This window comes from Variovorax sp. YR750, from assembly GCF_900109805.1.
GTDB lineage: Bacteria > Pseudomonadota > Gammaproteobacteria > Burkholderiales > Burkholderiaceae_C > Variovorax > Variovorax gossypii.
This window is the reverse complement of record NZ_FOBJ01000019.1, coordinates 31,237-57,359: the sequence shown is the minus strand read 5'-3', so window position 1 is coordinate 57,359 and position 26,123 is coordinate 31,237. Positions and strand designations below refer to the sequence as shown.

The following is a 26,123-nucleotide window of genomic DNA, read 5'->3' as shown; positions in this document are numbered from 1 at the left end:
CCTCATAGCCGCACAAGGACTCTGCCCCCCGGAGTCTCCGCGTGGCGCCACAAACATCACTTCGAGGCTAGTTGACGCTGACCTACCTCCCGCTCGCACAGAAGCGCTGCACGAGACACATCCACGATCTCTTCACCGTTTTCAACAGAGGAAGCCGCAATTACTGGCAGGCGCTTGTGGTGCATCTGTGTTCGGCATGCCGAACACCTAGGAAGGGACAATCCGGCATGAAGCAATAAATGCGCGAGCGATCCGCTCGACCGTGCATCCGCTTCGCGGCACGACGGCGTCGCCGCGAGCCGTCTACTCCCGCAGCGTGAACACCACCGACAGGTACGAAACCGGAGGAACCTCGATCGCCTCGATGCCGTGCAGCGCAGTCGCATCGAACAGCAGCGCGTCCCCTGCCCTCACCTCCACTACCTTGGCGCTGTAGCGGTAGCGCACCTCCCCGGAAAGGAAGTACAGGAACTTCAACCCAGGATGCTGGAAAGTCACGTAGGGATCGGCGCCCGGAAGCAGCGTGACCAGATACGGCTCGACGAAGATGTTGCCCGACAGCAGGTGGCCCAGCAGCTCGTAGCGGTAGTCCGCCACCGCGCCGATGCGGTCGACCAGTACACCGTGTCCTGCCCGCACATGGCAGAAATCCGTGCGCCGCGCCTGATCGCTGAAGAAGCGCGAGACCGGCACGTGCAGGCCTTGCGCGAGTCGCTCCAGCGTCTCCACCGAAGGCGAGACCAGCCCGCGCTCAATGCGCGAGAGCATCGAAGCAGAAATTCCCACCGCCAAGGCCAGCTGCCCCGCAGACATTCCTGCCGCCATACGCAGCGCTCTCACCTGCGCCCCCCTGTTTGCCAGTGACAGGCTGCGTGCCGCAGGTGCTGGATGCTGCGGCCTCGTAGGTAACGCAGAAGCGGGAAGCCGCACTGCTCGCACGCTCGGCAGCGGCGACGGGAGCAATGTCAAAGACATTTAGTTCACCTCGCTATGGTAATCATATCCCGTGTTATTTTATCCCGTGGTGCTTTATCCACGTAATACTGACCATCTCGAAATGGTCAACAGGGTTTCAGCTACCAGGAAAAAAGTGCCGGAGCTCGTACTTTTTGGCGAAGCGGTACGTCAGCGCAGAAAGGAACTCGGCTATTCTCAAGAGGCATTCGGCGACGCGTGTGAAATCGACCGCAGCTACATTGGCGGCATAGAGCGAGGCGAACATAATCTCGCGCTCATCAACATCCTCAAGATCATTGCAACCCTGGAAATGCAGCCTTCTGAGTTCTTTCAGGCGCTTGACAGACCGCGCAAGAAGCTGAGATCGAACTGAGTGTTAATTTGAGGGTGCGGATGAAAACTTGGACTGGTTTATGTGGCAAGTTCAAGGCTCACCTGATATTCGAAAGGGCTGAGAGAGCCAAGAGAGATCTCAATCCGCTTCTCGCTGTACCAGCGTCGGCGCCGCTCCGGCCCAATCACCTCCGCCGCGATCTCGTTGTTCGTGTTATTGAGCCGGCATGAATAAACTTGAATCAGGCCGCATGGCGGACTAGCTTGTGTTCGAAGTAGCTCCTGATGCGTTCGGGCTTGCGCAGCAGGCTGCTCAAGTTCCTTGCGGCGGCCTTGACCAACTGCAACTTCCTGCGGGCAGAGGCGCGCTTCTTGACGGCTTGCTTGAGATCGGCGTTGGGATTGAGCCCCAGGCTGTAGCTCGATAGGTAGAACACCTCGATCTCGTGCTTGTGTTCGGCAAGCCATGCCTTCGCGGGCTTGCTGTGATGCACGCGACGTGGTCCAGGACCAGATAGATCTTGGCGGCCCGCGTCCTTGATGAGGCGGCGCATGAAATCGATCAGGATGTCGGAGTTGTTGGTGACCGTGGAGATGACCGACAGACCGTGGCGCTTGTTGTTCACCCGAATCACGGGGGTCTCACCCTTGGGTGCGTAGCTGCGTGCGCGAACGTCGTCGCTGCGCAGCCCCGTCTCGTCACCCCAGTGGATCTCGGCATCCGAGACCTTGGCGCACGCGGCGATCACGGGGTATTCCTCCTCAAGCCACTTCTTCATCACCGCGGGCGACTGCTCGTAAGCTTTCTTCATGGGCTTCTGAGGTGCGAAGCCCCAGCGCGCCAGGTAAAGACCCATCGTGCGCACCGGAAGTCGTACGCCAAAGCGTTGCTCGATGAGTTCACCAACGCCACGCGCGTCCACAACGCATAGGCCATCTTCAGCTGATCGGGCGTCTTGTCGGTGAGCAGCTTGCGCGCTGCCGCCTCCTGAGCCGCGTCCAGGCGCCGTCCGTCGCCAAGCTTGCGGCCTCCAGGGGCGTCTCGCAATGCCTTGACTCCGGCCGCCTCATGACGCTTGCAGATGTCGAACACGCCCGTGCGGCTCAGTCCGGTCTGCATCGCAATTGGCGCAGTCTCTGCCAAGCCGGGCGTTCCAGAACATCAGTCGGCGCGAGGGAACCAGCGATACACTGAACGACCGCTTTGCGGCTGTGCGGGTGCGCCACGCTGGCGGCAATGTTGGCAAGGCCCGGTTGCATCCCGAGCAATGGCTGCTCATCGAGTGGCCGGTTCATGAGACCGAACGGAGCAAGTACTTCCTGTCTACCCTGCCAGATGACACGCCGATCAGCGCTGGCGCATCGAGCGCGACTACCAGGATCTGAAGCGAGACTTCGGCCTCGGCCATTACGAGGTCGAGGTTGGCGGGGCTTCCATCACCATGCCGCCTTGAGCATCGCGGCCTACGGGTTCCTGATGGCCGAACGCCTCGTCGCTGAAAAGCCTGTCGGTGGCAAAAGAACTTCATCGAACGCCAAGTGCCTGCCCTTCCCGAGGATTACGTCCCCCGCGGCAGTCCTGCGCGCGCAGCGCCACGTGGCGACGTCGATCACGACACTGCGCCATCGACTGAGCTACCAGCTGATCGCTCGTCTCGGGCAGTGCCCTGCTGTGGAAAGTCAGCGTAGAGCTACTCGTGTGACACAGTAAGATTAGGTCGGTCCCGCCCTATGACGGCCCGCAAAGCCATGGATATCGACCGCGCCATCAAATTGCGGGATTGAGGCATGCTTCTCGCTGCTCCGTTGCGCGATAATCTAGGTTAGGTCGCACGAAGTGCTTTACTTTTGCATCGCACGACCTTGAATGGTCTGGTGTACCCAAAGGTGTGCCCAGAGAACAGGACCAGTGAGCGAAAGCAAATGCTGGCGAGGGTTGCGCAGAATTATTCGATTCCGCCCCAGCCACCAGTATTCGCAAGGCGCTACAGCTATAAAGGTTGTAGCGCCTTTTGCTTTTCATTCCCATGCTGGGAATTCACTTCAATCCTCGGCGCGTTGAAACGCGTGAACGGTCGTAGATCTTCGCGGTCGTTTTCACATCGGCGTGCAGTTCCGGGAGGCCGCCGTACTGGGCCTTGTGCTGCGTGGTGTAGTACGCGCGCAGGTCATGGAATGTGAAGCGGCGGGGGATGATCTTGCCCTCAAGAGCCTTGGCCATCGCTCTCTGCCAGGTCGAAGCAAACCCGTCATCCGTGTAGGGATTCTCGTCCCGCGTCGTGAAGACGTGCAGGCACTCTTCCGGCCGCGGCAGCGCTCGCAGTCGCCGCACCAGATCCTCCATCCCTTCGGTGATCGTGATGCTCTCCACGCGTTTCGTGCCGCCATGCTGCTTCGCACGCATCAGGCGGATGGTGTTCGCCTCGCTGTCGATCTGAGGCAGCGTGAGGTGCAGAAATTCGATGCGACGTGAACCACGCCAAGACCCAACAGGAGAACGTCAATGTTTACGAAGCTCGCCTCAAGGTGCTGGACGAGCGCCGCGGTGCTGTTGCTGCTGATCGTGACCGGGTGCGCAACCAGTACGCCGACTACATCGCCCGTGATCGGGGCCAAGCCAGTAGCGACCCCGCTGCCTGCCAGCGTCTCGCGGATCGATCCGCAGTCCTCTCAGCCATGGCTGTACGAAGTAGAGACCTTCTTGAAAGAGGCCGACTCGTTGTTGAAGGGCGAGACAACGAAGTGCAGCTTCTGCTCGGCACCGTGAAGAACGATCGGATGTTGCTGACCCAGCCGTAACGCGGCCCGCATTCCACGAAGCCTTCCCCCAGCCTTTGGGCTGGGGCTTTTTCTTTTTGGTGGTCGGCTATGCGAAGATGTTCGCGACTGCGTTCAAGTAGCCAATCACCAAGGCAACAAGCACCAGAAAAATCACGGTAGCTCTTGCCATGCCTGGTTGCGCTGCAGGTGGCACAGCATGCGCATCGGCGCGTATGGTGGCGAACAACCGCATCACTGCTTCGCTTGCGGTCTGGATGTCGTTGACGTAGTAGTTCTCCGCTATATCAGCGCTGCTTGCTGCGTCTTCTGACTCGAATTCAGTTGGAGATTCAACCAAATCATGGGGGAGATAGAGGGGAATTTCTGCGACCTCTGACTGATCTGCGATGTACTTCCCAAGATCGGTGACTTGGAGTGTTCTCCTATTGCAATGGACAACGCCCGGCGCCGATGAAAACCATCCGACCTTATGCTGTACCGTACCGTGGTGACAGAAGTAGACGGTTGCTTGCTGGGCAAGAAGAATGGTCTGAGCAATGCTGATCCCGACAGCGCTCACGACAGATTCAGATCGAGACGTTTGCGCAATGATCTTGCAGGCTACTTCAGCGGCGATCGCGGAACATTCCTCGACTAACTTGCGCTGCGCCGGCTTGTCATGAGTGATGTTCTCAATGAAATCCTCTGGAACGGAATGCCCATCTAGGACGATCAGTCCGTCTGGATTGCGAGAGAGGTAGTCGCATCCGATCCTGGCAAGGACCTGCGCCTGGTTGGTCGGCGCTCGTGTCCTCGTTCGAATGCTGAGCCACAAGATCGTTGAACGGTGTGCCGCGATTCGGAGCCGCAGGGCGATCTCCTGTTCCGATGGCGCGCGGGAATTGAAAGCGACCAAGAGTCGACTAATCAGCTTGGCCGGAATGAAGATCGATCCGACGGGCAGCCGCAACTTGGGCGTCGCATTGACCTGCTCAAGGAAGACATCCGGGACGTGCCGCGGCGAAAAACGTGCGAGTTCGGGGAACATCTGCGTGATCGACCCGAGCGGCTCGTGCGTGTTGATGATCTCGACGGTTCCTGAGAGATCGCAATGCTCAACGATTGCCTGCAGAGACGGCAGCTGGTTCCAGACGTGATGCGCGAAGTTGGCGTCGCCGGAAAGCAGGGCAACCCCGGGCTCAGGCGGTGCGCTGATGGGGTGATGGTGAAGTTGCTCTGCTAGCTGCTCGAGATGCTCATGTCTAACCGCCCAATGGTCATCGACTATCTTTAGAAATAGCCGCTGCGCCGGGAGGATCAGCGCAGACAGAGGAAAGCCGCGCGCCAGGTGGCCGATACCGACGATGAACCCTTCGAAGAACACGAAGGTCGTCTTGTCTCCACCGAGTACCACGGAATACTTGGCTGAGTAGGGGCGTCCGTCCAGTGGAGACACGATCTCGAAGGAACTGGTCTGGATGGCGTCGAAGAGGTACCGACGGAGAGTGCGAGGGACATGAAAATCAGAGGCAAGCTGAATGCTTCTGATGCTCTCGTGTAGGTGGGGCAGCGAATAGCGCAGAGCTAGGGCGGCGAGGTGGCCCTGCGTGAGGTCAGTCTCGGTTGCGAATGGAAGATTCAGGTGCGGCATATGGCTTCTGACAAGTCATCGTACCTTGAAGGTCTAGTTGCTTCTGGGAATTGTCTTGGCACACCGTCGACCATAGAATCGGCACGCTCGGGTTCTTGCCCGACCGTGCGATCGCTACGACGCACCCGCCGGTAAACACAATGTCCGGCGCCCGCTCTGACACTTGAGTGCATCGGGGACTTCCAGGTTCAACCTTCGGAGTTCCCTATGCGGGCATCCCAGTTCAAGATTCAATTCCTTCGCCGCAGGGCGTTTGCTGCTCAAGACGGCCTCTGCTACTACTGCCTGCAGCCCATGGGGCGGCATGTCACAGCCGAGCACCTGGTGGCGCGCGCCGACGGCGGCAGAAACACCCGCAGCAACATCGTCGCGGCCTGCAGGCGATGCAGCGCCAGCCGGCATGCTCTCTTTCCCGCCGAGGCGCCTGATCCTGAGACCTACCAAGCCTTTGTGCTGCTGATGCGCAAGGCCGGCCTGTGGCCCATCGAGCGCCCATGAAAAAGCCGCCTCGAGGGCGGCTTTGGGAATGTGGTCGTGAACTCTTACGCGGTCCACGCTACGGCAAATTCTTTTGCATGAAGTCATTGTTGTTTTTCTCGTCGTAGTGACTTCGACGCGCTGGCGTGAGATTCAGCTTGCCTGGCCAGGCACTGCTCAGGAGTTCTGAGCGTGGCGCGATTTTATCAGGCGGACGCGTGCCGGATCTCGACCGGCCCGATACCGCTGTAGACCGTGGTGCCGTCCTTCAACGAAGTGACCGTCCAGCGTTCGGCACCGTGGCCCGGCGTGACCTTGTACTCGCCCAGCGCCAGCGGCTGGGTGCGCTCCTCGCGCGCGGTGCTGCTGTACCAGGCTGGCGTGTAGAGGGGGGGCGTTTGGGAAGATGTCAGCTTGGCTCATGGGGGGATTGTCGCGCCCGGCTTTTGCCACTTCTCAGCGATGGCGCGGGCGATGACCTGCAGCGCCTCTTCGACGGAAGATGCAAACTTCACCGAGCAGGCAAGCATGAGGTTCAATGGGAGCCCGAGGTCTCCTATTGCCCCGGAGCCCAGCGCCCTTGGCTGCGGCCTCCTTCTCGGCGAACTAGTATTGGTCGCGTTCCTAAGGGGTCTGCTCGCGGGCATACCAAGCAGGTGCATACGTCCGCCGCGGCGAGCAGGGGACGAGCAGAGCACCTGCTAGGTATTTGCGAGCGGCCTTTGAGGCCTGCCGGCTCATGGACAATGAGTTCATGAAATCCATCCGATGCATTCTCTCGACTCTGATGCTTGCGGCGACTGGTCTAGCTCAGGCGGAGCAAGCCATGGCCGGCATAGGCGTAGCCACTTGCGACGTTTGGCTCGACGCAAGGAAGACGCCGCAGCAGGATAGAGAGGTTGTCATCGAAGGATTGATGCTCGCGTGGGTTCAAGGCTTTCTTTCGAGCAAGAACGCCACCGGGGCAAAAGGCCGCTCGGTCCTGGATGTACCGTCCCCCGAGACCATCAAGAGGGTGATCGACAAGATCTGTGGGGACAATCCGGATTGGAAGATCTACATAGTCGCAGATACCTTTGCGACCGTCCTCATCGACCAGTATCGAGGCGGTGGCCGCAAATAGTCTGGCTGGAGAGAGAAGAATGAAAAAACTTACTTCGGCACTTTTGATTCTTTGCTGCTCATCGACTATGGCCATCGAGATCCGCGGTGCAACCTCTTGCAGCGATTGGGCTCGCAGCAGGCAGAGCGCAAATCCAGCGGCTGGGCCAAATCAGCTCTGGATGCTGGCATACCTCTCGGGCCTGGCCTCCGCGCTTCACAAAGATGGCCTGAAGGGAACCAGCAACGCCTCGATTTTCCTGATCGCCGACGACTACTGTCGCAAGAACCCTTCGGACCATCTCGACGACGCTGGCAATGAAGTCTTCCGTGAGCTGTTGAAGAAAAACAATCTCTGACAGCTACACCGGCAGGCGAACTCGCCGAGCGCCGCCGCTACTCCTTCAACGGATTGCGGCTGTCCTTTCGGCTTCAGGTGGGGAGCTTGCATTCAGGTCGCCCATGAAAAAGCCGCCTCGAGGGCGGCTTTGGGAATATGGTCGTGAACTCTTACGCGGTCCACGCTACGGCAAATTCTTTTGCATGAAGTCATTATTGTTTTTCTCGTCGTAGTGACTTCGACGTGCTGGCGTGAGATTCAGCTTGCCTGGCCAGGCACTGCTCAGGAGTTCTGAGCGTGGCGCGATTTTATCAGGCGGACGCGTGCCGGATCTCGACCGGCCCGATGCCGCTGTAGACCGTGGTGCCGTTCTTCAGGGAGGTGGCTGTCCAGCGCTCGCCCGGCGTGGCCATGTTCTCGCTGGGCGCGTTGCTCTTTGCGTTACTCCTACGGCGCCATCGCGCGCTTGTCGCTCCGGAGCCTGACACCCTCTTTCTCTGCAAACTCGTATTGCCCGCGCTCCTGCGGCGTCTGCTCGCGCGCGTAGTCGCGATACCACCACGCCAGCCCCAGCGTGATCATGGTCAGGCCGGCGTCGATGGTCTGCGGGCCGCCGGGCGCGGAGTTCGGTGCGACGTGGACACGGCAGACGCTGCGGCCATAGCGGTCGGTCTTTCGGCAGTCGAGGGCGACGTCTTTCATGTAGACCAGGTCGGACATCGCTTCCTTGGCCCGCTGGCCGAACGGCTGCTTCTTCTCGGGGCATCGATGTCGTTGAAGCGCACCTTGACCTGCTCGTAGGCACCGGGTTCACCGCAGCGCGCGGTGATGGTGTCGCAGTCGCTGATGCCCACCGCGAGTCAGGTGCGGGCATCGGCTGCGGCGATTAAGGGGAGGACGAGAAGGGCGCCCAGTAGGTAATTCCGAGTGGTCTGTGTCAATGGCCGGTCAGCGGACAATCGACTCATGAAATCCATTCAATACATTCTTCTTGCGGTGGTGTTGGCTGCGACTGGTTCGGCTCAAGCGGAGAAGGCCATGGGCGGCATTGGCGTGGCGAAATGCGATGTCTGGCTGACAGCCCGGAAGCAGCCGCGGCCGGAGAGCGAGGCTGTCGTTGAGCAGGTCGTACTCGCCTGGGTTCAAGGCTATCTGTCAAGTAAGAATGCCGATGGAGTGGAAGACAGGATGCTTTTGGATGTGCCCAGTCACGGGGTGATCAACAGAGTCTTGGATCATGTGTGTGGAGAGAACCCGGGACTGGCGATCTACCTAGTCGCAGACGATTTTGCGCGCCTTCTGATGAAGCAGTATCGAGAAAAGAAGCACAAGTAGCTTGGTTTCATTGCAGCGCGACCTCGGTGCCGTCGCCACTGGACCAATACCGCTATAGATGATCTCGTTTGTCTTCAGCGACGTGACCGTCCAGCGCTCGGCGCCATGTCTTGGCGTGACCTTGTTAGTCGCCCAGTGCCAGCGGCAAGAGGCGCACCTCGCGCTCGGTGTCGCTGTACCAAGTTGGGGTGTAAAGGGTGGCGGGTTCAGCGGGGAAGAATTCGGCTTGGCTCATAGAGGGATTGTCGCAACCTGGCGCCCTCCATCGAACGAGAGGCGCCGAGCGCGCATGCCAGCCCAGTGACATCGACTTGCGCGACTACTGTCCGAACGGCTGCGAAGCGAGCGTCATGCTGCTCTTCGGACTGCTTCTCGCGCTGGTTCGATAGCTCGTGGCTTACCAGAAGACACCACCAAGCTTGCTTCCAGTAGTCGTTGTAGTCCACATCGCTAAAGCAAAGCTAGCCGCGAAACGGATTCGCCGTCACTTGGGCCTCGAGCACGTCGACTTGCTCGACCTCGACGAGCTTCCCCTTGACCCAGCAGTTCCTTGTGCGACGCCTACGGCGTTCCGACCTGCTTGTAGGTCACATCGTAGCGATTCAGGCAGGTCATTGCAGCTGCGATCTCCGGCCCAAGCGTGGTGCTCATGCTGCGCGCTTTCATTCGGGCGATGGTGATGACTCCATCGTCGCGCAAGTCCGCCGTCAGCAGCTTGTTGGTCAAAGATATGGCGTCCAGGCGGTAGCCCGATGCACGCTTCACGAGCCTTGCCTGCGAAAAGGCGGCGTAGTTCATCACCGTATCCCAGCCGTCGAACATGCAGTCGGCGAGCAGTGCCTGCTTGCTCGGGTCGTAGCGTCCTTCAACGATCGTTTCGAATGTCTCGGCATTGATGGCTGTCGGGTAATACACACATCCCGAGGCCGAAACCAATGCGATGGCACAGGCGCAGATCTTCAAACGAAAACTCATTCTTCCTTCACTCCTGGTTATAGCGGGCGAGCATAGCGTGGAGTTGTCGGCCCTCGATGGGCTTCGGGCCAAGACTAGCAGGAGGGAGTGCTGGCCGCTGCTGCAGCACCGCAGGTCAGTGACAAGCTTTTTGACTATCCACGCCAATGAAAGGTTGCCCGCAAGTGGCGCACTGCAGTCGCATCGAAGATGGAGAGGGCAGAGGTGTCGGAGAAATCAAAGCGAGCTAGATGCGGCTGCGTTCTGTGGGAACGGCGCTCGGCAAGCCCGCATGCAGCGGGACCTCAAAAGCGAGCAGTATTCCCACCGATGTGGCTGAACCCGCATGAATGCTGAGTTGTTTATCGGATTGAAAATCCGCGTGTCGGTGGTTAAGAAGTCCTTGCATCTCAAGGGCTCAGCTTGAGAGGCGGCTCAAGCGGCATCGCTGAATTCCATCGCCTCTCCTTCAAGGCCGCGAATCCGCACGAATCTCGTATCTATCCATCTGAGCGAGATTCGCTGCCTTTCGATGACGCGTCTGCCCCGCAAGACGCCCGCGCTGAAAGCAAGTCTTCTTCCGCAGGTCAGACCGGCACACACCGTGTCTCCACCCACGACGGTGTCATGCCAGAAAAGTGCCGATGCCGCTATGGAGATCGGCTGCGGCACGCCTCGACCCGACCCGCAAAGAATCTCAACCCACCACCCCCGCCAGACAAAACATGGTGCGCCTCGTATTCCTGAACGCAGGCCGAACTCGCGAACTCCAGGGTGTTGCACGCACGGCCAGCCACTGCGGACTGCCCAGGGTCTCGGCACCCACGAGGTCGTAGCACGCGTAGTACCGCGGCGAGCCCGTCGCGTCGATGTAGCGGGCCGCGCGAACGTTCCCGGGCACCGCTGCCAGTCCGGGCAGGTGTTCCTGCGTGTACCAGGCATTGAAGTCGTCCTCGAACCCGGGAAGCACGTCCGTCTCCACGACATAGCGGTGCGAAGCGGCCTGGCCGGCCGACGCGCCTTGCACCTCCTGCAGGCAGGCGAGCCGCAGCCACTTGGCGGCAGGCTCCGGAGAGGCGAGCACCGGCGGCGCAATTCCCGTCGCGTAGAGATAGACCAGTGCGCCATCCACCGCCTTCCATGACTGCACCTCAGGCGACAGCGTGCGGGCCAGCATGGACGCTTGGTCGATCGAAGATGTACCGGACTTGAGCAGCCACAGATCCTGCATTCGAGACTCCTCGTTCAATGCGCGACGTTCAGGGCAACGAGCAGCCGTGACACCATGTTGTAGGCCGCCACCGTCGCCACGACCTCCACCACGCCCTTGGGGTCGAAGTGCTGCTGGAGCCGGCTCATGAGTTCTTCCGGAACCACCACCTGGCGGGTCATGGCGTCCGTGAGTTCGAGCACTAGGCGCTCCAGCGGCGCAAACTCTTCGGACAGCACGTCCTGCCGGACAGCGTCGATCTTCCCGTCGCTGACCCCTGCTGCCCGCGCATGCGGTACATGCGCGTCGTATTCGAACCGGGCTCCGTTGAGCACGGCGACCCGAAGGATCATCAGCTCGCGAAGGTCGGCCGGTACATCGGTCTGGTTGCGAACCGCGGTGAGCATGCGTTCCCAGCCCGAGGCGATCGGGCCGCTGTTGAGGAGCACCTGGTAGAGCAGCGATACGCGGCCGCGCTGCGCCATGATGCGTGACTCGATCTCGGCCAGCTCGGGCCGCGTGCCGGGCTGCACGAGGGGAACGCGGATTGAGGTGCTCGTCATCATTCGGCCTTGATGTTCTTGGCGCGGATCAGCTTCGCCCACTTCTCGCTGTCCCGCTTCTGAATGGCCGCCAGCTCCTGGGGTGTGGATCCGACGGGCTCCGTTCCGGTCTTCAGCAGCTTCTCGCGCACGCCAGGGTTGGCCAGCGTGTTGCGCACCGCCTTGCTCAGTGCCTCGATGACTTCGGGCGGCGTCTTTGCCGGCGCGAAAAGCGCATACCAGTTGTTGGTGTCGACGCCGCGGATGCCTTGCTCCTCCAGCGTCTTCACGTCGGGCAATGCCGGGTGCCGTTTGTTCGATGCCACGCCCAGCGCCTTGAGGCGTCCGCCTTGCAGATGTCCGAGCAGGCCGGGCACGTCGCCGAAGAATCCGCCGATCTGGCCGCCCATCAGGTCCGTGATGGCCGGCGCCGCGCCCTTGTAGGGAACGTGCAGCAGCTTGGCGCCGCTCGAATCGGCCAGCTGCTCTATCGCCAGATGCGGAATGCTTCCGGTGCCCGATGAGCCCATCGGCACGGGCTCGGCGCGCTTCTTCGTGGCCGCCACGAAATCCGCCGCGTCCCTGGCCGGGTTGCTCTGCTGGGTCACGAGCAACTCGACGTTGTTGACGACCAGCGAGACCGGCGCGAAGTCGCGCTGCATGTCGTAGGGGAGCTTCTCGTACAGCGAAGGGTTGACCGCTGCCGCGCCGACGCTGGTGAACCACAGCGTGCCGCCGTCCGGGGCCGATTTCATGACGTCGACCGCACCGATCGCGCCGTTGGCGCCGGGCTTGTTGTCGACGATGACCGTGCGGCCCAGCTCCTTGCCGAGCTGCTCGGAGAGAACGCGTGCGACCGAGTCGACGGGCCCTCCTGAAGTGAAGGAAACGACGATTCGCGTCGTCTTCGGTTCGGCGCGGACGGCGGCGGGCACCAGCGCGAGGGTGAACGTTGCCATCAGCAGGATGCGTTGGATGATCATGAATGTCTCCGTCTTCTTTCTATGGTCTTCAATCGGGTAGTCCGACCTGGCTCTCACTCAGTCGCAGCGCGCGGTCATGCCGCCGTCGACGATCAGCTCGGTGCCGGTGATGAACCGGGCCTCGTCGCTCGCGAGGAACAGCACCGCGCTCGCCGTGTCCCGGCCGTCGCCCATGAACCCGAGCGGAATGCGCTTCTGGCGCTGGGCCAGGAGCGCGTCGACGTTGCCGCCCGCGCGTTGCCCGGCCAGTCGCGCCTCGACCATCGGCGTGTGCAGCTGCCCGGGCACGACGCTGTTGACCCGCACCCCTCGGGCCGCGTGCTGGACCGCGATCACGCGCGACATCTGGATGACGCCGGCCTTGGTCGCGGCGTACGCCACCTGCGCGCTGCCGGTCCAGCGCAGGCCCGATGTCGAGGAGATATTGACGATCGAGCCCGCCCCCTTCTCCAGCATCGTGGGGAGCGCGTGCTTGCAGGTCAGGAACACGCTCTTGAGGTTGGTGTCGACCTGCAGGTCCCATGTCTCCTCGGCCAGCTCTACCGGCCCGCCGGCGGCGGACCCACCGACGTTGTTGACGAGGATGTCGATCGTTCCGTGGATGTCCAGGCAGGCGGCGACCATGGCCGCCACGCTGTCGCTGCTGGTGACGTCGCAGACCCACGGCGTGATCGACGCGCGGGTGGCGCCTGCCAGCTCGAGCGTCTCGTCGAGCCGGGCGCGGTCGCGGTCGACGGCGAGGACCCTTGCGCCTTCCTCCGCGAGGCGCACCGCGATGGCACGGCCATTGCCCCAGCCGGCGCCTATGCACCCGGCACCGGTCACGATGGCCACCTTGTTCTCGAAGCGAAGGCTCACAGCTCGTCTCCAAATCGGTAAAGGCGCTCGGGGTTGCCGACCAGCAGCGCATGGCGCGCGGCTTCGGTGGGAGCGACGCCGGCGATGAGGTCGACCAGCTGCCGCTCGTCGGGCATGGGCCCCGCGTGGTTCGGGTGCGGCCAGTCGTTGCCCCACACGATGCGGTCGCCGAACTCGGCGACCAGCTTGCGCGCGAAGGGCTGCGCGTCGGCATAAGGCGGGCCCTGCCGCGTGATGCGGTCCATGCCGCTCACCTTGACCCAGAAGCGCTCGTCGGCCATCAGCTTCAGCAGCGCGCGGAAGTCCGGCTGGTCGAGGCCCAGCGCCGCATCGATGCGCCCGATGTGGTCGATCACCACCGGCGTGGGCGAGCGAAGCAGCGCGGGCGCCAGGTTCGTCAGCAGCGCCGGGTCGCCGTGGATCTGCAGGTGCCAACCCAGCGGTGCGAAACGGCCCGCCAACGCCAGGACATCCTCCATGTCCGCGTGCCGGCCGAGGTGGCCCATGAAGTTGAAGCGGACGCCGCGAAAGCCCGCGGTGTCGAGCCGCCGCAGTTCCGCATCGCCGACGTCGGTCGGCAGCAGGGCGATCGCGCGGTAGCTCGATGGGCGCGACGCCACGGCGTCCTCGGCGGCCCGGTTGTCGAAGCCGTGGCAGGTCGACTGCACGACCACGCAGCGCTGCAGGCCGAGGTGGTCGTTCAATGCGTACAGGGCTTCCTTCGGCGCATCCGTCGCGGGAATGAAGGCGGCGTCCGGGGCGTAGGGGAAGCGCGCGCCGGGCCCGAACACATGGCAGTGGGCGTTGCAGGAACCCGGGGGGAGAGGGAAAGTCATGGAGGCAGTTTTCCCGTGAAGGGCGGCATGCGTAAGGACATGCTGCCTATATCAGCTATGCTGAATCTCTATGGAGTTGCGCCAGCTGCTGTATTTCGTCACCGTGGTCGATGCGGGGAGCTTCAGCCGTGGCGCAGTGGTGCTCAATCTGGCGCAGCCCAGCCTGAGCAGGCAGATCGCCCTGCTGGAGGCCGACCTCGGCCAGCGCCTGCTGGTGAGAACCGGCCGCGGCGTGGCCACGACGGACGCGGGCGAAGCCCTGCTCGTTCACGCGCGCGCGATGCTCGACATCTCGCGTCGTGCCCGCGACGAGCTGCAGGAGCTCGACGAGAGCCCCGGTGGCCGCATCGTCGTCGGCATGCCGCCTCGCGTGGCGCTGGGCCTGAGCGCGCCGCTGATCCGGCAGTTTCGCGAGAGGTTTCCGCGCGCCGTCATCACGGTCCTCGAAGGCCTGAGCGCCGCGCTGCGCGAATCCCTGATTGCGGGGCGACTCGATCTGGCGCTACTGTTCGACCCCGCAGCCTCACCCCAGCTGAGCTTCCAGTCCCTGATGCGCGAGAAGCTGCTGCTCGTGGCACCACCCGGGAGCAAGCTGCCGGCGCGCGTCGGCCTGGCGGCGCTTGCGAACTATCCGATGGTGCTGCCCAGCGCGCCGAACGCGATCCGGCACCTGCTCGACGCCGTCCTCGGCCCGCGCCACATCGCGCTGCAGGTGCTCGCGGAGGTCGGCGCGGTCCACACCGTGCTCGCACTCGTCGGAACCGGGGTCGGCTGCACGATTCTTCCGGAGAGCGCCCTGGGCGCACCCGGCGGCGAAGCATTGCCGCGCGCGGCCATCGGGCCGCCCGGCATCTGGAACGAACTGGTGCTCGCGACGCCGACAGCGCGTCCGGCGACCCGGCTGGTGCGCGGCACGGCGCAGATTCTTCAGGAGCTGGACTTTCGGCGCCGGCAGACAGATCGATCATGAAACGGCGGTGGAGGCGCACGCCGAAGCCGGGCCATCGCCGCAAGACGACGGCCAATGACTCGGGACCGCCTCAGTGCGGAACTTGTTCGCGCAGAGCACGGCGCAGGGAATCGATCGTGCTCTCCGCGGCCTCGAGGCGCCGATGCAGTTCCTCGTTGACCAGGCGGATCAGCACGCCGAGTTCGGAGCGCGTCGGATAGACCTCTTCGCAATCATCAACCTGCAACGGAACGACGAGCTTCTCGAGGCACGTGTACGCGCCGTGCACGTTGCGAATGCTCGCGATGTCATCGCCTGCTTGCAGTGCGAATGATTCGGGGCTTTGTTGAAGAGGCGGTGATGCCGAAGTTGCACCCGGCGGCGCGGCGGGTTCTTCGGCGGAATGGGGATGCGAGGGCGCATACGTGAATGCGCGAGCGGATCTAGCCATGAATGGCCTCCAGAGGTTGCGATTTGCAAAAACCGTCGCGCTCGCTGCTAAACGAGGCGGCAGCTCGGACGGGTTAGCAGACCGGGCAACCTCTTGCGAGAAACCGGCAGGGCGCGAGCCCTCCCATCCGAGCCGCCAAAACTGGAGGCATGAACGACAAAGCCGCAGATCCTGCGGAAAACTGCGGCTTGCGTCGCAGAGGTTGCTTCGGGCTGCTAAACCCGATCACGCTTTGTTTCGACGTGACGGGCGCAAGTATAGACATCGGCCCTTCGCCATCGGTCGCAGCGAACGCGTGACATTTGGGAACGTTCTTCACCGTAGCGATGTGCGCCGCTCCGCAGGCCCGGGCGTTGGTGGTGCATCAGAGGCTGTTTTCCGTCCTCCAGGAGATGAAAGAAATGACTTTTTCCCGATCCACGCTCAAGCTGGTTGCCGCAGGTTTCATTGCCGCCGGTGCCTTGTCCGTCGCGGCATCCGCCAATGCCGGCACAAGCTGGTCCGTCGGCATCAACGTGCCCGGCGTGGTCGTGACCGAGCCCGCACCGGTCTACTACGAACCGGCTCCTGTCTACTCGCGGCCGGCTCCGACCTATTACCAGCCCGCCCCTGTGTATTCCACTCCGGCGCCTGTCTACTACGAGCCCAGCTGGGAGGAGCGCCGTGCCCAGCGCTGGGAAGAGCGTCGCGCGGAGCGCCGTGAATGGCGCCGCCGGCAATGGGAGCGCGAGCAGCACCGCCGCTACTACGAAGATCGCGACTGAGCGACGCGGGCACCCGGGCAACGTCGATCGGTGCGAAGGCGCCGAGGCGTTGCCGGACCGTGGCGACCCTTGCGCAACACCGCGCAATTCCTTCGCCGGGCACGCTCGCCCGGCGAAGTGCCTGCCGATGGACGGCAGCGCTTCTTTCTTCCTTTCATGACAACCCCGCCAGCATTCAGCCGATGCATTGCCGCAGCGGCTGCGATCGCGCGCGCGGCACCACTTCGGTGAATGGCCGGCGCATGCCGGCCGCTGTGTTGTCGTTGCCGTGACCGTTCGCGGCTATATCGTTACCGCGTGTTGACCGCGCAGCCGCTCGAGCGGCCTTCGGCGTCGCGCGCCGAAGAACGACATCCATCGCACTCCTGAAAGACCGGGCCCGCGAACTCCCTGACAAACGGGGATCGCGCGATGCCTCGGCTTGCCTGCGCACCCCCGTGCTGTCAATCCCTCCCGCCTCGGAACCGATGTAGGACTTCATGCCGGTTTGCGCTCACAAATTAGATGGGAAGTTTGCACATCTTGTTTCTCACCGAAGCAGAAAGGACTCAGCTTAGGACGTACCTTTATTGCGTTGCAGCATGAAAAACAAGGCGCGCTGCAAATCCGTGGACCGGTGGAGGACTGGGATCGGGTCTCTTTCTTTCAACACCTGAGGGCGCACCGCACCGGCGCGCCATCGACGTTTTCAAGGGGTGGCTATGCGACTGTCCAGACCAATTTCATCTTCGTCCGATCCGGGTTGCCGCGTTCGGGCCACGCGCGGCCGAAGCCGGCAGCGGGGCGCCTTCGTTCCGAAGCTCGCGGGCTATGCGCTGCTGGCGTTCGTGCTGTGGCTCATGATCTCGACCCTCGTCGCGCCGCTGCTGTCGGCCCAGGCGACACGGGCGGTGCTGCAGGCGCCGGTGGGGCTCATCACCTCGCCGATCAGCGGCGTGGTGACGCAGATGGCGGTGCACTCGCGCGACACGGTGGCGCCGGGCTCGCTGGTGGCGACGGTGCGCAATCCGACGGTGAGCCAGGAGATCCTCACCACGCTCACGACGCAGCGCCTTGCGTTGCAGAGCCAGCTGTCGCAGCTGGGCAACCAGTTCAAGGCCGACAGCCAGGAGATGAGGTCCGTGGGCCAGCAGGCGCAGGTGCACCGGCAGGCCTCGCTGGCCCAGACCTGGGACTCGTGGGAAATAGCCCAGCGCCAGCGCGACGTCGCGCACAGCGTCGTGGCCGAACAAGAGAACAAGGTTCGCACCAGCGAGGCGCTGCTGAAGGAAGGTGCCATCAGCGAGCAGGTGATGAACGCGGCCGAGGCTCAGCTGAGCACCGCCCGCGCCAACGCGGCGGTGGCCGAGCAGGCCTTCGCCGGACAGGCGCAGACCGTGGTGAGCGCGGGGCAGGGCGCCTTCGTGGGCACCGGGGGCAACAACCTGTTCCAGACGCTCACGAGCCGGCGCGAAGCGCTTCGCAACAGCATCGACCGGGCCCAGCAGGACGGCTCCGCCATCGTCAAGCAGCTCAAGCAGATCACGCAGCTCGAGGAAGACGAGCGCCACCGCGTCGAGAAGCTCGCCGCCTACCAGGTCACGGCGACGCAGCCGGGGCTGGTGCATACCGTGCTGATGCCCGAGGGCGCGTATGTCACGGCGGGCGCTTCGCTGGTGCGCGTCACCGATTGCAGCCGGATCGGCGTCGTCGCGGTGTTTCCCGCGCGGCTGGCCAAGCGCCTGAGCATCGGCTCGGTGCTCGACGTGAAGATCGGCGAGAACACGGCCGCGATGCCCGCGCGCGTCGAGCAGCTGCTGCCCGTGGCCTCCGACGCGCTGCAGAGCACGTACAGCGTGCCCTTCCCCTATGCCGAGCAGGGCTCCATCTACGCCGTGGCGCGCATCGACGACGGCCAGTCGCAACAGTCCCCGGCCCGCCAGCAGACTCTCTGCGTGCCGGGCAAGGTGGTCTCGGCCAGCCTCAGGACCTGAGTGCGATCCCTTCGCTCATCTCCATTCCCCCGAGAGCACGCAATGCCGATCTCTGCGATCTCTGTCTTCTCCCGCGCGCGGGTGCGATGCGCTGCCGTATCTGCGGCGCTGGCCTGCGCCGCGGCTGCAACTGCGGCGCCGCAGGCCGGCGCCACGCAGCAGGCGCTCGCGCGCGAGAGCTGCGAGGGGCTGCGTCGCGCGGTCTCGCACGACCAGGCGGGCGTCGCTTCCGGGCCGCTGTTCCTGGCGAGCTACAGGCCGGCCGATGCCGGACGCGGCGAGCCGCCGTTCGAGCCCGCGCTGGCGGGCGCCGGCTTCACCTACGACAACGCCGTGGCCGGCATCGCGCTGCTGGCCTGCGGCGAGCGTGCCGCAGCAAGGCGCATCGGCGATGCCGTGGTGCGCGCCGTCGCGCATGACCAGGGCTTTTCCGACGGGCGCGTGCGCAACGCCTACCGCGCCGGACCGGTGGCCGAGGAAAAGCCCGCGCTGCCCGGTCGCTGGGACGCGCAGCGAAAGCAATGGATTGCCGACGCCTACCAGGTCAGCACCGCCACCGGCAACGTGGCCTGGGCCGCGCTGCTCATGCTGAACCTGTTCCAGGCCGAGCCGTCATCGGCCTCGGCCTCGGCCTATCTGGAGACCGCGCGCAAGCTGCTGGCCTGGACCGAGCAGAACACGCGCGCCAGGAACGGCCAGGACGGCTACAACGGCGGGCGCTACGGTTGGGACAACGCACAGCGCGCGCAGACCTGGAAATCCACCGAGCACAACATCGACATCGCAATGGCGGCCGCCTGGGCGGCGCGCGCCGGCGGCCAGCGGGACGCACCGGAGCATCGGCAGGCACGCACCGCGCTCGATTTCGTGAGCCGCATGTGGAGCCCCCAGGAGCAGCGCTTCTACATCGGCACCAAGGAAGACGGCGCGACCCTCTCCACCGAGAGCTCCGGCCTGGATGCGCAACTGTGGCCGCTGCTGGCCGCGCCCGAGGGCTCGTGTGCCTGGACCAGGGGGCTCGAATGGGTGGAGAAGCACCATCGCTTCGAAGCCGGCTACGGCTTCTCGCGCAACCCCGACGGCATCTGGACCGAGGGCAGCGCACAAGCCGCCGCCACGCTGGTGGCGCGCAAGGGTTCGGCGCCCGAGGCCCTGTGGCAGCTGCTCGCATCGCAGCGCGCCGGCAACGGGCTGTACTACGCGACGCCGGCTTCCCGCATTTCCACCGGCCTGGCCATCGGCCCCGACTCGGCCGGCGCGGACTTCTATTACTACCACTGGCCGCACCTTGGCGCGACTGCCTGGATTGCCCTGGCCGCCACGGGTTTCAACCCCTTCACCGGCAAGACCGCCGCATCGGAAGCCACTCCATCATGTCCAGCCTGATCGCCACACCGGAATTCCAGTTCAACGCACTGATCGCGGGGATCGCGCTGCTCCTGATGAGCCGGGCCAGCGTCGAACGCATCTCGCATCGCATGCTGTTCGGCGCGCTGACCGCGCTGCTCCTGCTGCGCTATGCGGTCTGGCGCGTGGTCGCCACCATGCCGCCATCGGACCTCGGCTTCGGAACGCTCTTTGCCTGGGTGTTCCTCTGCTTCGAGCTGACGGCCATCGTCTACACGCTGATGTCCATCCACATGCTGGTGAGACGCCGCGACAACCGGCCGCAGGCCGACCGGGGCGAAGCCGCGCTGCGTGCCCGCGGCGAGCAGGTGCCGGCGGTGGACGTGTTCATCTGCACGTACAACGAAGAGCTGGCGGTGCTGGAGAAGACCATCATCGCCGCCCAGGCCATCGACTATCCGCAACTGAAGGTCTGGGTGCTCGACGACACCCGGCGCGACTGGCTGCGCGACTACTGCGAACGCAGGGGCGTGCACTACGCGCGGCGGCCCGACAACAGCCACGCGAAGGCCGGCAACCTCAACAACGGGCTGCGCCTGTCGGCCGACGTGACGAACGCGCCCTTCATCCTCGTGCTCGACGCGGACTTCGCGCCGCAGCGCGAGATCGTCTATCGCATGCTCGGGCTGTTCGAGGACCGTCGCGTCGGGCTGGTGCAGACGCCGCAGTTCTATTACAACGCCGACCCCATCCAGCACAACCTGCGCGCCGCCGACAGCTGGGTCGACGAGCAGCGCGTGTTCTTCGACGTGCTGCAGCCGGCGAAGGACGCGGCCGATTCCGCCTTCTGCGTGGGCACCTCGTTCATCGTGCGGCGAGACCTGATCACCGCCGCGGGCGGCTTCCCTGTCGGCAGCGTGTGCGAGGACATCCACACCACCTATCTGCTGCTGCGGCGCGGCCACGTCACGCGCTGGCTGGGCGAGCGGCTGTCGAACGGGCTGTCGGCCGAGAGCATCGTCGACTACATCAACCAGCGCAGCCGCTGGTGCCTGGGCACGGTGCAGCTCGCGCTGCTGCCCGACGGGCCGCTGCGCGGCGCGGGCTACAGCCTCTCGGCGCGGCTGCACTTCCTGCACGGGCTGCTGCATTGGCTGGGCAAGCCCTTCATGGCGCTGATCATGCTGGCGCCGGTGCTGTACTGGTATGCCGGCGTTTCGGCCTTCCACGCCACGCCGCAGGCCTTTGCCGCCTACGGCCTGCCGCCGCTCATGATGTTCTGGGCCTACAGCTACTGGATCAGCCAGCGCCGCTGCCTGCCCGTGTTCAGCGAGGTCAGCCAGCTGGTGGCCGCGATGGCCGTCACCGGCACGCTGGTCAGCGCGATGCTGCGGCCCTTCGGCCACCCGTTCAAGGTGACGGCGAAGGGGCTCGACCGCTCCAGGACGGTCGTGCACTGGAAGCTGGTCGCCGTCTTCGGCGGCCTGTTCGTGGCGCTGCAGGGCGGCGGAGCATCGGCGGCCCTGGGCGGCGCGGCGCTGACGCCCGGCGACGAACTCAACCTCGTGTGGACCGGCATCGCGCTGGTGCTGTGCCTGGGGGCGCTCATGGCCTGCGTCGACCTGCCGCGGCCGGAGCAGGAGGAGCGCTTCCCGTGGCGCGCCCGCACCCGGGTCCGGACCGCAGCGGGAGAGGGCGACTCGCGCTTCGTCAACATCGCGGCCGATGGTGCGCTGCTCGAGGGCGGCAGCCTCTTCAAGCGCCTGCGCGTCGGCCAGCCGCTGGAGGTCTACGTCGATCCCGTGGGCTGGCTCCCAGCCCTTCTCGCGGGGCGCAGCTCCGCCGGCGCCGAGCTGCGGTTCGCTGGCACCGAGGCGCAGCGCGAGCATCTGGTAAGCCATGTGTTCAACGTGGTGCCTAGCCATGTCGCCGTCCAGGTCCGGCCGTGGCGGGCCGCTTCGGCCCTGTTCGCGAGCGCGGGCTTCCGCTCGCCCGACGCAGGCTTCGTGCGCCTCAGTCTGCGGCTGATATTGCTGGTGCTGGCTGCGTGCGTCCTGCTGGTGGTGAGCGGGTGCAATCTCACGCCGCCGATGAAGCAGCCCGATCTGACGATGCCGTCGCAATGGCCGGCCGGTGCGGCCAGGCCGGCCGCGGAGCCGGTGGACTGGCGCGGCTTCGTGCAGGACGACGAACTGCGCGGCCTGATTTCCACCGCGCTGTCCCGCAACCGCGACCTGCGCGTCTACGCGGCGAAGGCGCGCGAGGCGCGGGCCGTGTATGCCGCGAGCCGCGCATCGCTGTTCCCGCCGCTGGGGCTGTCGGCCCACGCCCAGCGCGCGCAGACCACGCCGCAGGGCTCGCTCAGCCCGGTGGGCAACCTGCCGTCGGACGGAAGCGTTTCCAACAGCTTTGACGTCCAGGCCGGCGTGACCTCGTACGAGCTCGATTTCTTCGGCCGCCAGCAGAGCGGCGCGCAGCAGGGTGGCTCGCTGGCCGATGCCGGCGACAGGGACTACGCGGCAGCGCGCATGAACCTGGTGGGCGAGGTGTCGAATGCCTATCTCACGCTGCGCGCGGACCGCGCCCTACTGAGCCTGGCCGATTCCAACGCGGCCGGGCTGGCCGCCAATGCCGACATGATCGGCCGCGCCAAGGCGGTCGGCGGCGCCGCGCAGCTGGATGTGTACCGCGCGCAGTCGCTGCTGCAGAACGCCCGCGTGCGGCAGGAGGAATACCGCATGCGCGTCGCGCAGGACCTGCAGGGGCTGAACGTGCTGGTGGGCGAATCCGTGCCGCCGGACACGGGCGCCGCACGGCCCTGGCCGCAGCGCTCCACCGCGCAGGTCGCGCCCGGCATGCCGTCGAGTCTGCTGCAGCGCCGGCCCGACCTGCTGGCGGCCTATGCGCGCGTCGAAGCCGCCAACTCGGGAGTCGGCGCGGCCAAGGCGGCCATGCTGCCGACCATCTCGCTGACCGCGCTCACCGGCGGCGTGAGCAGGGAACTGTCGACACTGCTCAGCGGCAGCAATAGCAGCTGGGCGGGCGTGCTGGGCGTGTCGCTGCCCCTGTTCGACTGGGGCCGCCGGTCCGCCAACGTCACGGCCAGCGAAGAGCGGCTGGCCGCGGCGATGGCTTCATACGAATCCGCGGCGCAAGTGGCTCTTCGCGAAACCGCAAACGCGCTGATCGCCGACGACCACCTGACGCCGCAGCTCGAGGCGCAGCAGGCACGCGTGCAGGCGCTGGAGAAGGTGGCGAGCATTTCGCGTACGCGCTTTCGCAGCGGCATGGAGGACTACTTCTCCAGCCAGGACGCGCAGCGCGAGCTCTATGCCGAGCAGCAGCAGCTGATCGAGCTGCAGCTCAAGGCCGCGGTGAACATGGTCAACCTGTACAAGGCCATCGGCGGTGGATGGGGCGCTGCGTAGGCCTCGGTGCTCTCAGGCCGCTTCCCGCATCCGCTTGATGTCGCGCAGCGGCGGTGCACCGAACAGGCGGGCGTATTCCCGGCTGAACTGCGAAGCGCTCTCGTAGCCCACGCGTATCCCCGCGGTGCCGGCATCGATGCCCTGGTTGAGCATCAGCTGCCGGGCCTCCTGCAGGCGCAGCTGCTTCAGGTACTGCATGGGGCTCATGCCCGCCACGGCACGGAAGTGCTGCCGGAACGTCGACGGACTCATGTGCACCGAGGCGGCCAGGTCGTCTGCGAGCACGGGCCGCGTGAAATTCATCTTGAGCCAGGCCATGCTCTGTGCCACCTGCTGGCTTGGGGTGCCGACGGCGACCAGGCGCTGCAACTGCGGGCCATGGCGTCCGGCGAGCAGGCGAACGACGATTTCCTGCTGGAGCAGCGGAGCGATCTGGGGAATCAGCCTGGGCTCGGCGAGCAGTTCGACGAGCCGCGTCACCGTGCCCAGCAGCGTCGGGTCGAGATCGCCGAGCGACATGGCTCTATAGCTGCAGTCCCTTGACGGCTGGGGCAGCGCCATCTCGGCCGCCGCCTGCACGATGGCGCGCGAGTCGAGCCTGAGCATCAGGCCCAGAAAGGGCTTCGCGCTGCTGGCCTGCGTGACATGGGTGACCACCGGAAGATCGAGCGTGGTCAGCAGCGACTGGCCCGCGCAATAGTCGAAAACCTCTTCGCCGAGCGCAACCCGCTTCTTTCCGCTGACGGTGATTCCCACGCCGAAGCCATAGATGCAATGCACGGGTTCGGTCGCGGCGCTGCGCCGGTGCAGCGTGAGTTCCGGAATGGCGGTGATGCAGTCGCCGTCATTTTCTGCAAAGCGCCCGACCGCCTTGGCCAGGTCGCTCAGGACTGCCGATCCGTCTTGCTGCGTCAGCGGTGGCGCTTCCATTTGAATCCTTTCGCGGGTGCCCGAACAAAGTCTAGCTCGCGCATTTCGCCCGATCCGCGTTTCTGCCGCAGTTCCGTCGTTTCAGGCAAGAACACGCGTGCTTTCGGCAAACGGGTCGGTGGGCCTCGGGCAGACACTGGCAGTCACCGAAAGGAACATCCCCATGACCGACAGGAAAATCTGGCTCATCACCGGCGCGGGCCGGGGGCTGGGCACCGACATCGCCAGGGCGGCCCTGGCCGCGGGCCATGCCGTGGTGGCCACCGGCCGCGATCCGGCGAAGGTCGCCGAGGCCATCGGCGATCACGCCAACCTGTTGAGCATCAAGCTCGACGTCACCCGTCCCGAGGACGCCCAGGCAGCGGTGGAGGCCGCCGTCGCGAGGTTCGGGCGCATCGACGTCCTGGTCAACAACGCGGGCAACTTCTACGCAGGCTTCTTCGAGGAACTGAGCCCGCAGCAGGTCCGCAGCCAGATCGAGACGCTGCTGTTCGGCCCGATGAACGTCGCGCGCGCCGTGCTGCCGGCGATGCGCAGGCAGCGCTCGGGGCTGCTGCTCACCATCTCCTCGACCGCCGGGATTGCCGGTGGCATGTTCTGCACCGCGTATGCCGCGGCGAAGTTCGGCGTCGAAGGATGGATCGAGTCGCTGGCCCCCGAGATCGCCCCGTTCGGCATCCGCACCATGCTGGTGGAGCCGGGCTTCTTTCGCACCGAACTGCTCACCGCCGGCTCCACCACTTTCGCCGAGCCGAGCATCGACGACTACGCCGAGCGCACGAGGGAGACCGTTGCCGCCTGGAGCGGCATGAGCGGCAAGCAGGGCGGCGACCCCGCCAGGCTCGCCGACGCCATCGTGCGGCTTGCCGGACTCGAAGAGCCCCCGGCCCGATTCGCCGCAGGCGCCGACGCCGTGCAGACCTTCGAGGCCAAGGCCAAGGCGCTGCTTGCACAGGCTGACGCGCATCTCGGCCTGTCCACGTCGCTCGCCCATAAGGACGCGTAGTCGCGACCGCGGGCCATCGAATCAGGCAACCCGATCGACAGGATGAAACAGAAATGACCCACGACAGAAAACAGCAAAACGGCATCGCATCCGTACGGCGCTCCCTTGCCGCCTCCCTCGTCGCAGCGCTCGGCATCGGCGTGAGCATCGCGTGGCCGGCACGCGCCGTCGCCAGCCAGGCGCTCGCGCAGAAGTACGCGTGCGTCGCATGCCACCAGCCCGCGACCAAGGTGGTGGGCCCATCGTGGAAGGACATCGGCGCGAAGTACGGCGACGGCAAGGGCACGGCCGCACAGCTGGCAGCAAGCATCAAGGCCGGCAGCTCGGGCAAGTGGGGCGCGATGCCGATGCCGCCGCAAGCCCAGGTCCCCGATGCCGACCTGCAATCGCTCGCGCAATGGGTGCTCGACGGCGCCAAGTGAATCCGATCCAACCATCCATCCACGGAGAACCGAACATGAGCGCGCTCCACGTCAACGGCCGGGAACACACGGTCGACGCCGACCCCGGCACCCCCATCCTCTGGGCCCTGCGCGACACGCTGGGCATGACCGGCACCAAGTTCGGCTGCGGCGCCGCGCTGTGCGGCGCTTGCACCGTGCATCTGGACGACCAGGCCATCCGCTCGTGCATCACGCCGATCTCCGCGGCCGAGGGCAAGAAGATCACCACCATCGAGGCAACGACCGACGGCAGCGACCGCGTCGGTGCCGCCGTGCACGCCGCATGGGTCAGGCACGACGTGGCGCAGTGCGGCTACTGCCAGAGCGGCCAGATCATGAGCGCGACGGCGTTTCTCAAGTCGCTGCCCCGGGGCAAGCAGCCCAGCGCGGACGAGATCGATTCGGCCATGGTCGGCAACATCTGCCGCTGCGGCACCTACGCCCGCATTCGCGCCGCCGTGGCCGATGCGGCCAAGACCCTCGCCTGAAGGAGCC

27 protein-coding genes and 2 pseudogenes are annotated in these 26,123 nt (G+C 64.8%); 16 read left to right on the top strand and 13 right to left on the bottom strand.

Features of this window, described 5'->3' with window-relative positions:
- Positions 1-303 precede the first annotated feature (303 nt).
- A complete protein-coding gene (locus tag BMY35_RS31635; RefSeq protein ID WP_256230254.1) occupies positions 304-867 on the bottom strand; it encodes a helix-turn-helix domain-containing protein in 564 nt (187 codons plus the stop codon).
- A 139-nt stretch (positions 868-1,006) separates the two neighbouring features.
- On the opposite strand from BMY35_RS31635, the gene BMY35_RS31630 reads away from it, so the two are divergent.
- Positions 1,007-1,330, top strand: a complete 324-nt coding sequence (locus BMY35_RS31630; RefSeq protein ID WP_338067619.1) for a helix-turn-helix domain-containing protein — start codon at positions 1,007-1,009, stop codon at positions 1,328-1,330.
- Positions 1,331-1,532: 202 nt separating this feature from the next.
- Here the strand turns inward: BMY35_RS31630 and BMY35_RS31625 are convergent.
- A pseudogene (locus tag BMY35_RS31625) lies at positions 1,533-2,416 on the bottom strand (IS630 family transposase); the annotation flags it as partial.
- Here BMY35_RS31625 and BMY35_RS38945 point away from each other — a divergent pair.
- Positions 2,350-2,979, top strand: a pseudogene (locus BMY35_RS38945) (IS701 family transposase); the annotation flags it as partial. The pseudogenes BMY35_RS31625 and BMY35_RS38945 sit on opposite strands and share 67 nt — an antisense overlap.
- 349 nt (positions 2,980-3,328) lie before the next feature.
- On the opposite strand, the gene BMY35_RS38425 reads toward BMY35_RS38945, so the two are convergent.
- Positions 3,329-3,694, bottom strand: a complete 366-nt coding sequence (locus BMY35_RS38425; protein WP_256230177.1) for a site-specific integrase — start codon at positions 3,692-3,694, stop codon at positions 3,329-3,331.
- A 65-nt stretch (positions 3,695-3,759) separates the two neighbouring features.
- Here BMY35_RS38425 and BMY35_RS31610 point away from each other — a divergent pair, with 65 nt between their 5' ends.
- On the top strand, positions 3,760-4,089 hold the full coding sequence (locus tag BMY35_RS31610) for a hypothetical protein (RefSeq protein ID WP_143080781.1): 330 nt from the start codon (positions 3,760-3,762) through the stop codon (positions 4,087-4,089).
- Between the two features lie 67 nt (positions 4,090-4,156).
- Here BMY35_RS31610 and BMY35_RS31605 read toward each other — a convergent pair whose 3' ends face one another.
- Entirely contained in the window at positions 4,157-5,701 is a 1,545-nt protein-coding gene (locus BMY35_RS31605) for a hypothetical protein (RefSeq protein WP_093207083.1), read from the bottom strand.
- A 207-nt stretch (positions 5,702-5,908) separates the two neighbouring features.
- Between BMY35_RS31605 and BMY35_RS31600 the strand changes: the two genes are divergently transcribed.
- The 4 genes from BMY35_RS31600 to BMY35_RS37985 all read left to right on the top strand — a co-directional run bounded on the left by BMY35_RS31600 (position 5,909) and on the right by BMY35_RS37985 (position 7,638).
- On the top strand, positions 5,909-6,199 hold the full coding sequence (locus BMY35_RS31600) for an HNH endonuclease (RefSeq protein ID WP_093207080.1): 291 nt from the start codon (positions 5,909-5,911) through the stop codon (positions 6,197-6,199).
- 237 nt (positions 6,200-6,436) lie between these two features.
- Positions 6,437-6,565, top strand: coding sequence for a hypothetical protein (locus tag BMY35_RS38940; RefSeq protein ID WP_256230174.1), 129 nt, complete (start codon positions 6,437-6,439; stop codon positions 6,563-6,565).
- A gap of 367 nt (positions 6,566-6,932) precedes the next feature.
- Positions 6,933-7,301 (top strand): hypothetical protein, encoded by a 369-nt coding sequence (locus BMY35_RS31590; protein WP_143080780.1) that lies wholly within the window; start codon positions 6,933-6,935, stop codon positions 7,299-7,301.
- 19 nt (positions 7,302-7,320) lie between these two features.
- The gene (locus BMY35_RS37985) at positions 7,321-7,638 is read left to right on the top strand and encodes a hypothetical protein (RefSeq protein WP_143080779.1); all 318 of its coding nucleotides are present in this window, start codon (positions 7,321-7,323) and stop codon (positions 7,636-7,638) included.
- Between the two features lie 428 nt (positions 7,639-8,066).
- Here BMY35_RS37985 and BMY35_RS31585 read toward each other — a convergent pair whose 3' ends face one another.
- The gene (locus BMY35_RS31585) at positions 8,067-8,339 is read right to left on the bottom strand and encodes a thermonuclease family protein (protein ID WP_371287217.1); all 273 of its coding nucleotides are present in this window, start codon (positions 8,337-8,339) and stop codon (positions 8,067-8,069) included.
- A 246-nt stretch (positions 8,340-8,585) separates the two neighbouring features.
- On the opposite strand from BMY35_RS31585, the gene BMY35_RS37980 reads away from it, so the two are divergent.
- Entirely contained in the window at positions 8,586-8,954 is a 369-nt protein-coding gene (locus BMY35_RS37980; RefSeq protein ID WP_143080778.1) for a hypothetical protein, read from the top strand.
- 561 nt (positions 8,955-9,515) lie between these two features.
- Here BMY35_RS37980 and BMY35_RS31575 read toward each other — a convergent pair.
- The 6 genes from BMY35_RS31575 to BMY35_RS31550 form a co-directional block, all read right to left on the bottom strand.
- A complete protein-coding gene (locus BMY35_RS31575) occupies positions 9,516-9,929 on the bottom strand; it encodes a hypothetical protein (protein WP_143080777.1) in 414 nt (137 codons plus the stop codon).
- 676 nt (positions 9,930-10,605) lie between these two features.
- A complete protein-coding gene (locus BMY35_RS31570; RefSeq protein WP_093207073.1) occupies positions 10,606-11,139 on the bottom strand; it encodes a DUF4286 family protein in 534 nt (177 codons plus the stop codon).
- A gap of 14 nt (positions 11,140-11,153) precedes the next feature.
- Entirely contained in the window at positions 11,154-11,681 is a 528-nt protein-coding gene (locus BMY35_RS31565) for a carboxymuconolactone decarboxylase family protein (RefSeq protein WP_093207443.1), read from the bottom strand.
- Entirely contained in the window at positions 11,681-12,643 is a 963-nt protein-coding gene (locus BMY35_RS31560; RefSeq protein ID WP_093207070.1) for a Bug family tripartite tricarboxylate transporter substrate binding protein, read from the bottom strand. Before BMY35_RS31560 ends, BMY35_RS31565 begins: the two co-directional genes overlap by 1 nt.
- A 57-nt stretch (positions 12,644-12,700) precedes the next feature.
- Positions 12,701-13,501: an SDR family NAD(P)-dependent oxidoreductase gene (locus tag BMY35_RS31555; protein ID WP_093207067.1), complete on the bottom strand. Its 801-nt coding sequence runs from the start codon at positions 13,499-13,501 to the stop codon at positions 12,701-12,703.
- Complete coding sequence (locus BMY35_RS31550; RefSeq protein ID WP_093207065.1) at positions 13,498-14,337, bottom strand: amidohydrolase family protein; 840 nt, start codon at positions 14,335-14,337, stop codon at positions 13,498-13,500. Before BMY35_RS31550 ends, BMY35_RS31555 begins: the two co-directional genes overlap by 4 nt.
- Before the next feature lie 70 nt (positions 14,338-14,407).
- Here BMY35_RS31550 and BMY35_RS31545 point away from each other — a divergent pair, with 70 nt between their 5' ends.
- Positions 14,408-15,307, top strand: a complete 900-nt coding sequence (locus BMY35_RS31545; RefSeq protein ID WP_093207062.1) for a LysR substrate-binding domain-containing protein — start codon at positions 14,408-14,410, stop codon at positions 15,305-15,307.
- Between the two features lie 70 nt (positions 15,308-15,377).
- On the opposite strand, the gene BMY35_RS38935 is transcribed toward BMY35_RS31545, so the two are convergent.
- Positions 15,378-15,737, bottom strand: coding sequence for a hypothetical protein (locus BMY35_RS38935; protein WP_256230168.1), 360 nt, complete (start codon positions 15,735-15,737; stop codon positions 15,378-15,380).
- A 401-nt stretch (positions 15,738-16,138) separates the two neighbouring features.
- On the opposite strand from BMY35_RS38935, the gene BMY35_RS31535 reads away from it, so the two are divergent.
- The 4 genes from BMY35_RS31535 (at position 16,139) to BMY35_RS31520 (ending at position 23,249) form a co-directional block, all read left to right on the top strand.
- Entirely contained in the window at positions 16,139-16,501 is a 363-nt protein-coding gene (locus BMY35_RS31535) for a hypothetical protein (protein ID WP_093207440.1), read from the top strand.
- Between the two features lie 701 nt (positions 16,502-17,202).
- Entirely contained in the window at positions 17,203-18,474 is a 1,272-nt protein-coding gene (locus BMY35_RS31530) for an HlyD family secretion protein (protein WP_093207057.1), read from the top strand.
- 42 nt (positions 18,475-18,516) lie between these two features.
- The gene (locus BMY35_RS31525; protein WP_093207055.1) at positions 18,517-19,860 is read left to right on the top strand and encodes a hypothetical protein; all 1,344 of its coding nucleotides are present in this window, start codon (positions 18,517-18,519) and stop codon (positions 19,858-19,860) included.
- Positions 19,848-23,249 (top strand): efflux transporter outer membrane subunit, encoded by a 3,402-nt coding sequence (locus tag BMY35_RS31520; RefSeq protein ID WP_093207052.1) that lies wholly within the window; start codon positions 19,848-19,850, stop codon positions 23,247-23,249. Before BMY35_RS31525 ends, BMY35_RS31520 begins: the two co-directional genes overlap by 13 nt.
- A gap of 12 nt (positions 23,250-23,261) precedes the next feature.
- On the opposite strand, the gene BMY35_RS31515 is transcribed toward BMY35_RS31520, so the two are convergent.
- Entirely contained in the window at positions 23,262-24,179 is a 918-nt protein-coding gene (locus tag BMY35_RS31515; protein WP_093207050.1) for an AraC family transcriptional regulator, read from the bottom strand.
- 163 nt (positions 24,180-24,342) lie between these two features.
- Between BMY35_RS31515 and BMY35_RS31510 the strand changes: the two genes are divergently transcribed.
- The 3 genes from BMY35_RS31510 to BMY35_RS31500 are packed head-to-tail and all read left to right on the top strand — an operon-like array spanning position 24,343 to position 26,116.
- Positions 24,343-25,185: an SDR family oxidoreductase gene (locus BMY35_RS31510; protein ID WP_093207047.1), complete on the top strand. Its 843-nt coding sequence runs from the start codon at positions 24,343-24,345 to the stop codon at positions 25,183-25,185.
- A 53-nt stretch (positions 25,186-25,238) separates the two neighbouring features.
- Positions 25,239-25,607 (top strand): c-type cytochrome, encoded by a 369-nt coding sequence (locus BMY35_RS31505; RefSeq protein ID WP_093207045.1) that lies wholly within the window; start codon positions 25,239-25,241, stop codon positions 25,605-25,607.
- Between the two features lie 35 nt (positions 25,608-25,642).
- Positions 25,643-26,116, top strand: coding sequence for a (2Fe-2S)-binding protein (locus BMY35_RS31500; protein WP_093207042.1), 474 nt, complete (start codon positions 25,643-25,645; stop codon positions 26,114-26,116).
- The last annotated feature ends 7 nt before the right edge of the window (positions 26,117-26,123 follow it).

Excerpts from the sequence above, each read along its gene's own strand:
- BMY35_RS38425 (WP_256230177.1), bottom strand. The coding sequence starts at position 3,694 with ATGCGTGCGAAGCAGCATGGCGGCACGAAACGCGTGGAGAGCATCACG.
- BMY35_RS31605 (WP_093207083.1), bottom strand. The coding sequence starts at position 5,701 with ATGCCGCACCTGAATCTTCCATTCGCAACCGAGACTGACCTCACGCAG.
- BMY35_RS31600 (WP_093207080.1), top strand. The coding sequence starts at position 5,909 with ATGCGGGCATCCCAGTTCAAGATTCAATTCCTTCGCCGCAGGGCGTTT.
- BMY35_RS31590 (WP_143080780.1), top strand. The coding sequence starts at position 6,933 with ATGAAATCCATCCGATGCATTCTCTCGACTCTGATGCTTGCGGCGACT.
- BMY35_RS37985 (WP_143080779.1), top strand. The coding sequence starts at position 7,321 with ATGAAAAAACTTACTTCGGCACTTTTGATTCTTTGCTGCTCATCGACT.
- BMY35_RS31585 (WP_371287217.1), bottom strand. The coding sequence starts at position 8,339 with ATGTCCGACCTGGTCTACATGAAAGACGTCGCCCTCGACTGCCGAAAG.
- BMY35_RS37980 (WP_143080778.1), top strand. The coding sequence starts at position 8,586 with ATGAAATCCATTCAATACATTCTTCTTGCGGTGGTGTTGGCTGCGACT.
- BMY35_RS31575 (WP_143080777.1), bottom strand. The coding sequence starts at position 9,929 with ATGAGTTTTCGTTTGAAGATCTGCGCCTGTGCCATCGCATTGGTTTCG.
- BMY35_RS31570 (WP_093207073.1), bottom strand. The coding sequence starts at position 11,139 with ATGCAGGATCTGTGGCTGCTCAAGTCCGGTACATCTTCGATCGACCAA.
- BMY35_RS31565 (WP_093207443.1), bottom strand. The coding sequence starts at position 11,681 with ATGACGAGCACCTCAATCCGCGTTCCCCTCGTGCAGCCCGGCACGCGG.
- BMY35_RS31560 (WP_093207070.1), bottom strand. The coding sequence starts at position 12,643 with ATGATCATCCAACGCATCCTGCTGATGGCAACGTTCACCCTCGCGCTG.
- BMY35_RS31550 (WP_093207065.1), bottom strand. The coding sequence starts at position 14,337 with ATGACTTTCCCTCTCCCCCCGGGTTCCTGCAACGCCCACTGCCATGTG.
- BMY35_RS31545 (WP_093207062.1), top strand. The coding sequence starts at position 14,408 with ATGGAGTTGCGCCAGCTGCTGTATTTCGTCACCGTGGTCGATGCGGGG.
- BMY35_RS38935 (WP_256230168.1), bottom strand. The coding sequence starts at position 15,737 with ATGGCTAGATCCGCTCGCGCATTCACGTATGCGCCCTCGCATCCCCAT.
- BMY35_RS31535 (WP_093207440.1), top strand. The coding sequence starts at position 16,139 with ATGACTTTTTCCCGATCCACGCTCAAGCTGGTTGCCGCAGGTTTCATT.
- BMY35_RS31530 (WP_093207057.1), top strand. The coding sequence starts at position 17,203 with ATGCGACTGTCCAGACCAATTTCATCTTCGTCCGATCCGGGTTGCCGC.
- BMY35_RS31525 (WP_093207055.1), top strand. The coding sequence starts at position 18,517 with ATGCCGATCTCTGCGATCTCTGTCTTCTCCCGCGCGCGGGTGCGATGC.
- BMY35_RS31520 (WP_093207052.1), top strand. The coding sequence starts at position 19,848 with ATGTCCAGCCTGATCGCCACACCGGAATTCCAGTTCAACGCACTGATC.
- BMY35_RS31515 (WP_093207050.1), bottom strand. The coding sequence starts at position 24,179 with ATGGAAGCGCCACCGCTGACGCAGCAAGACGGATCGGCAGTCCTGAGC.
- BMY35_RS31510 (WP_093207047.1), top strand. The coding sequence starts at position 24,343 with ATGACCGACAGGAAAATCTGGCTCATCACCGGCGCGGGCCGGGGGCTG.
- BMY35_RS31505 (WP_093207045.1), top strand. The coding sequence starts at position 25,239 with ATGACCCACGACAGAAAACAGCAAAACGGCATCGCATCCGTACGGCGC.
- BMY35_RS31500 (WP_093207042.1), top strand. The coding sequence starts at position 25,643 with ATGAGCGCGCTCCACGTCAACGGCCGGGAACACACGGTCGACGCCGAC.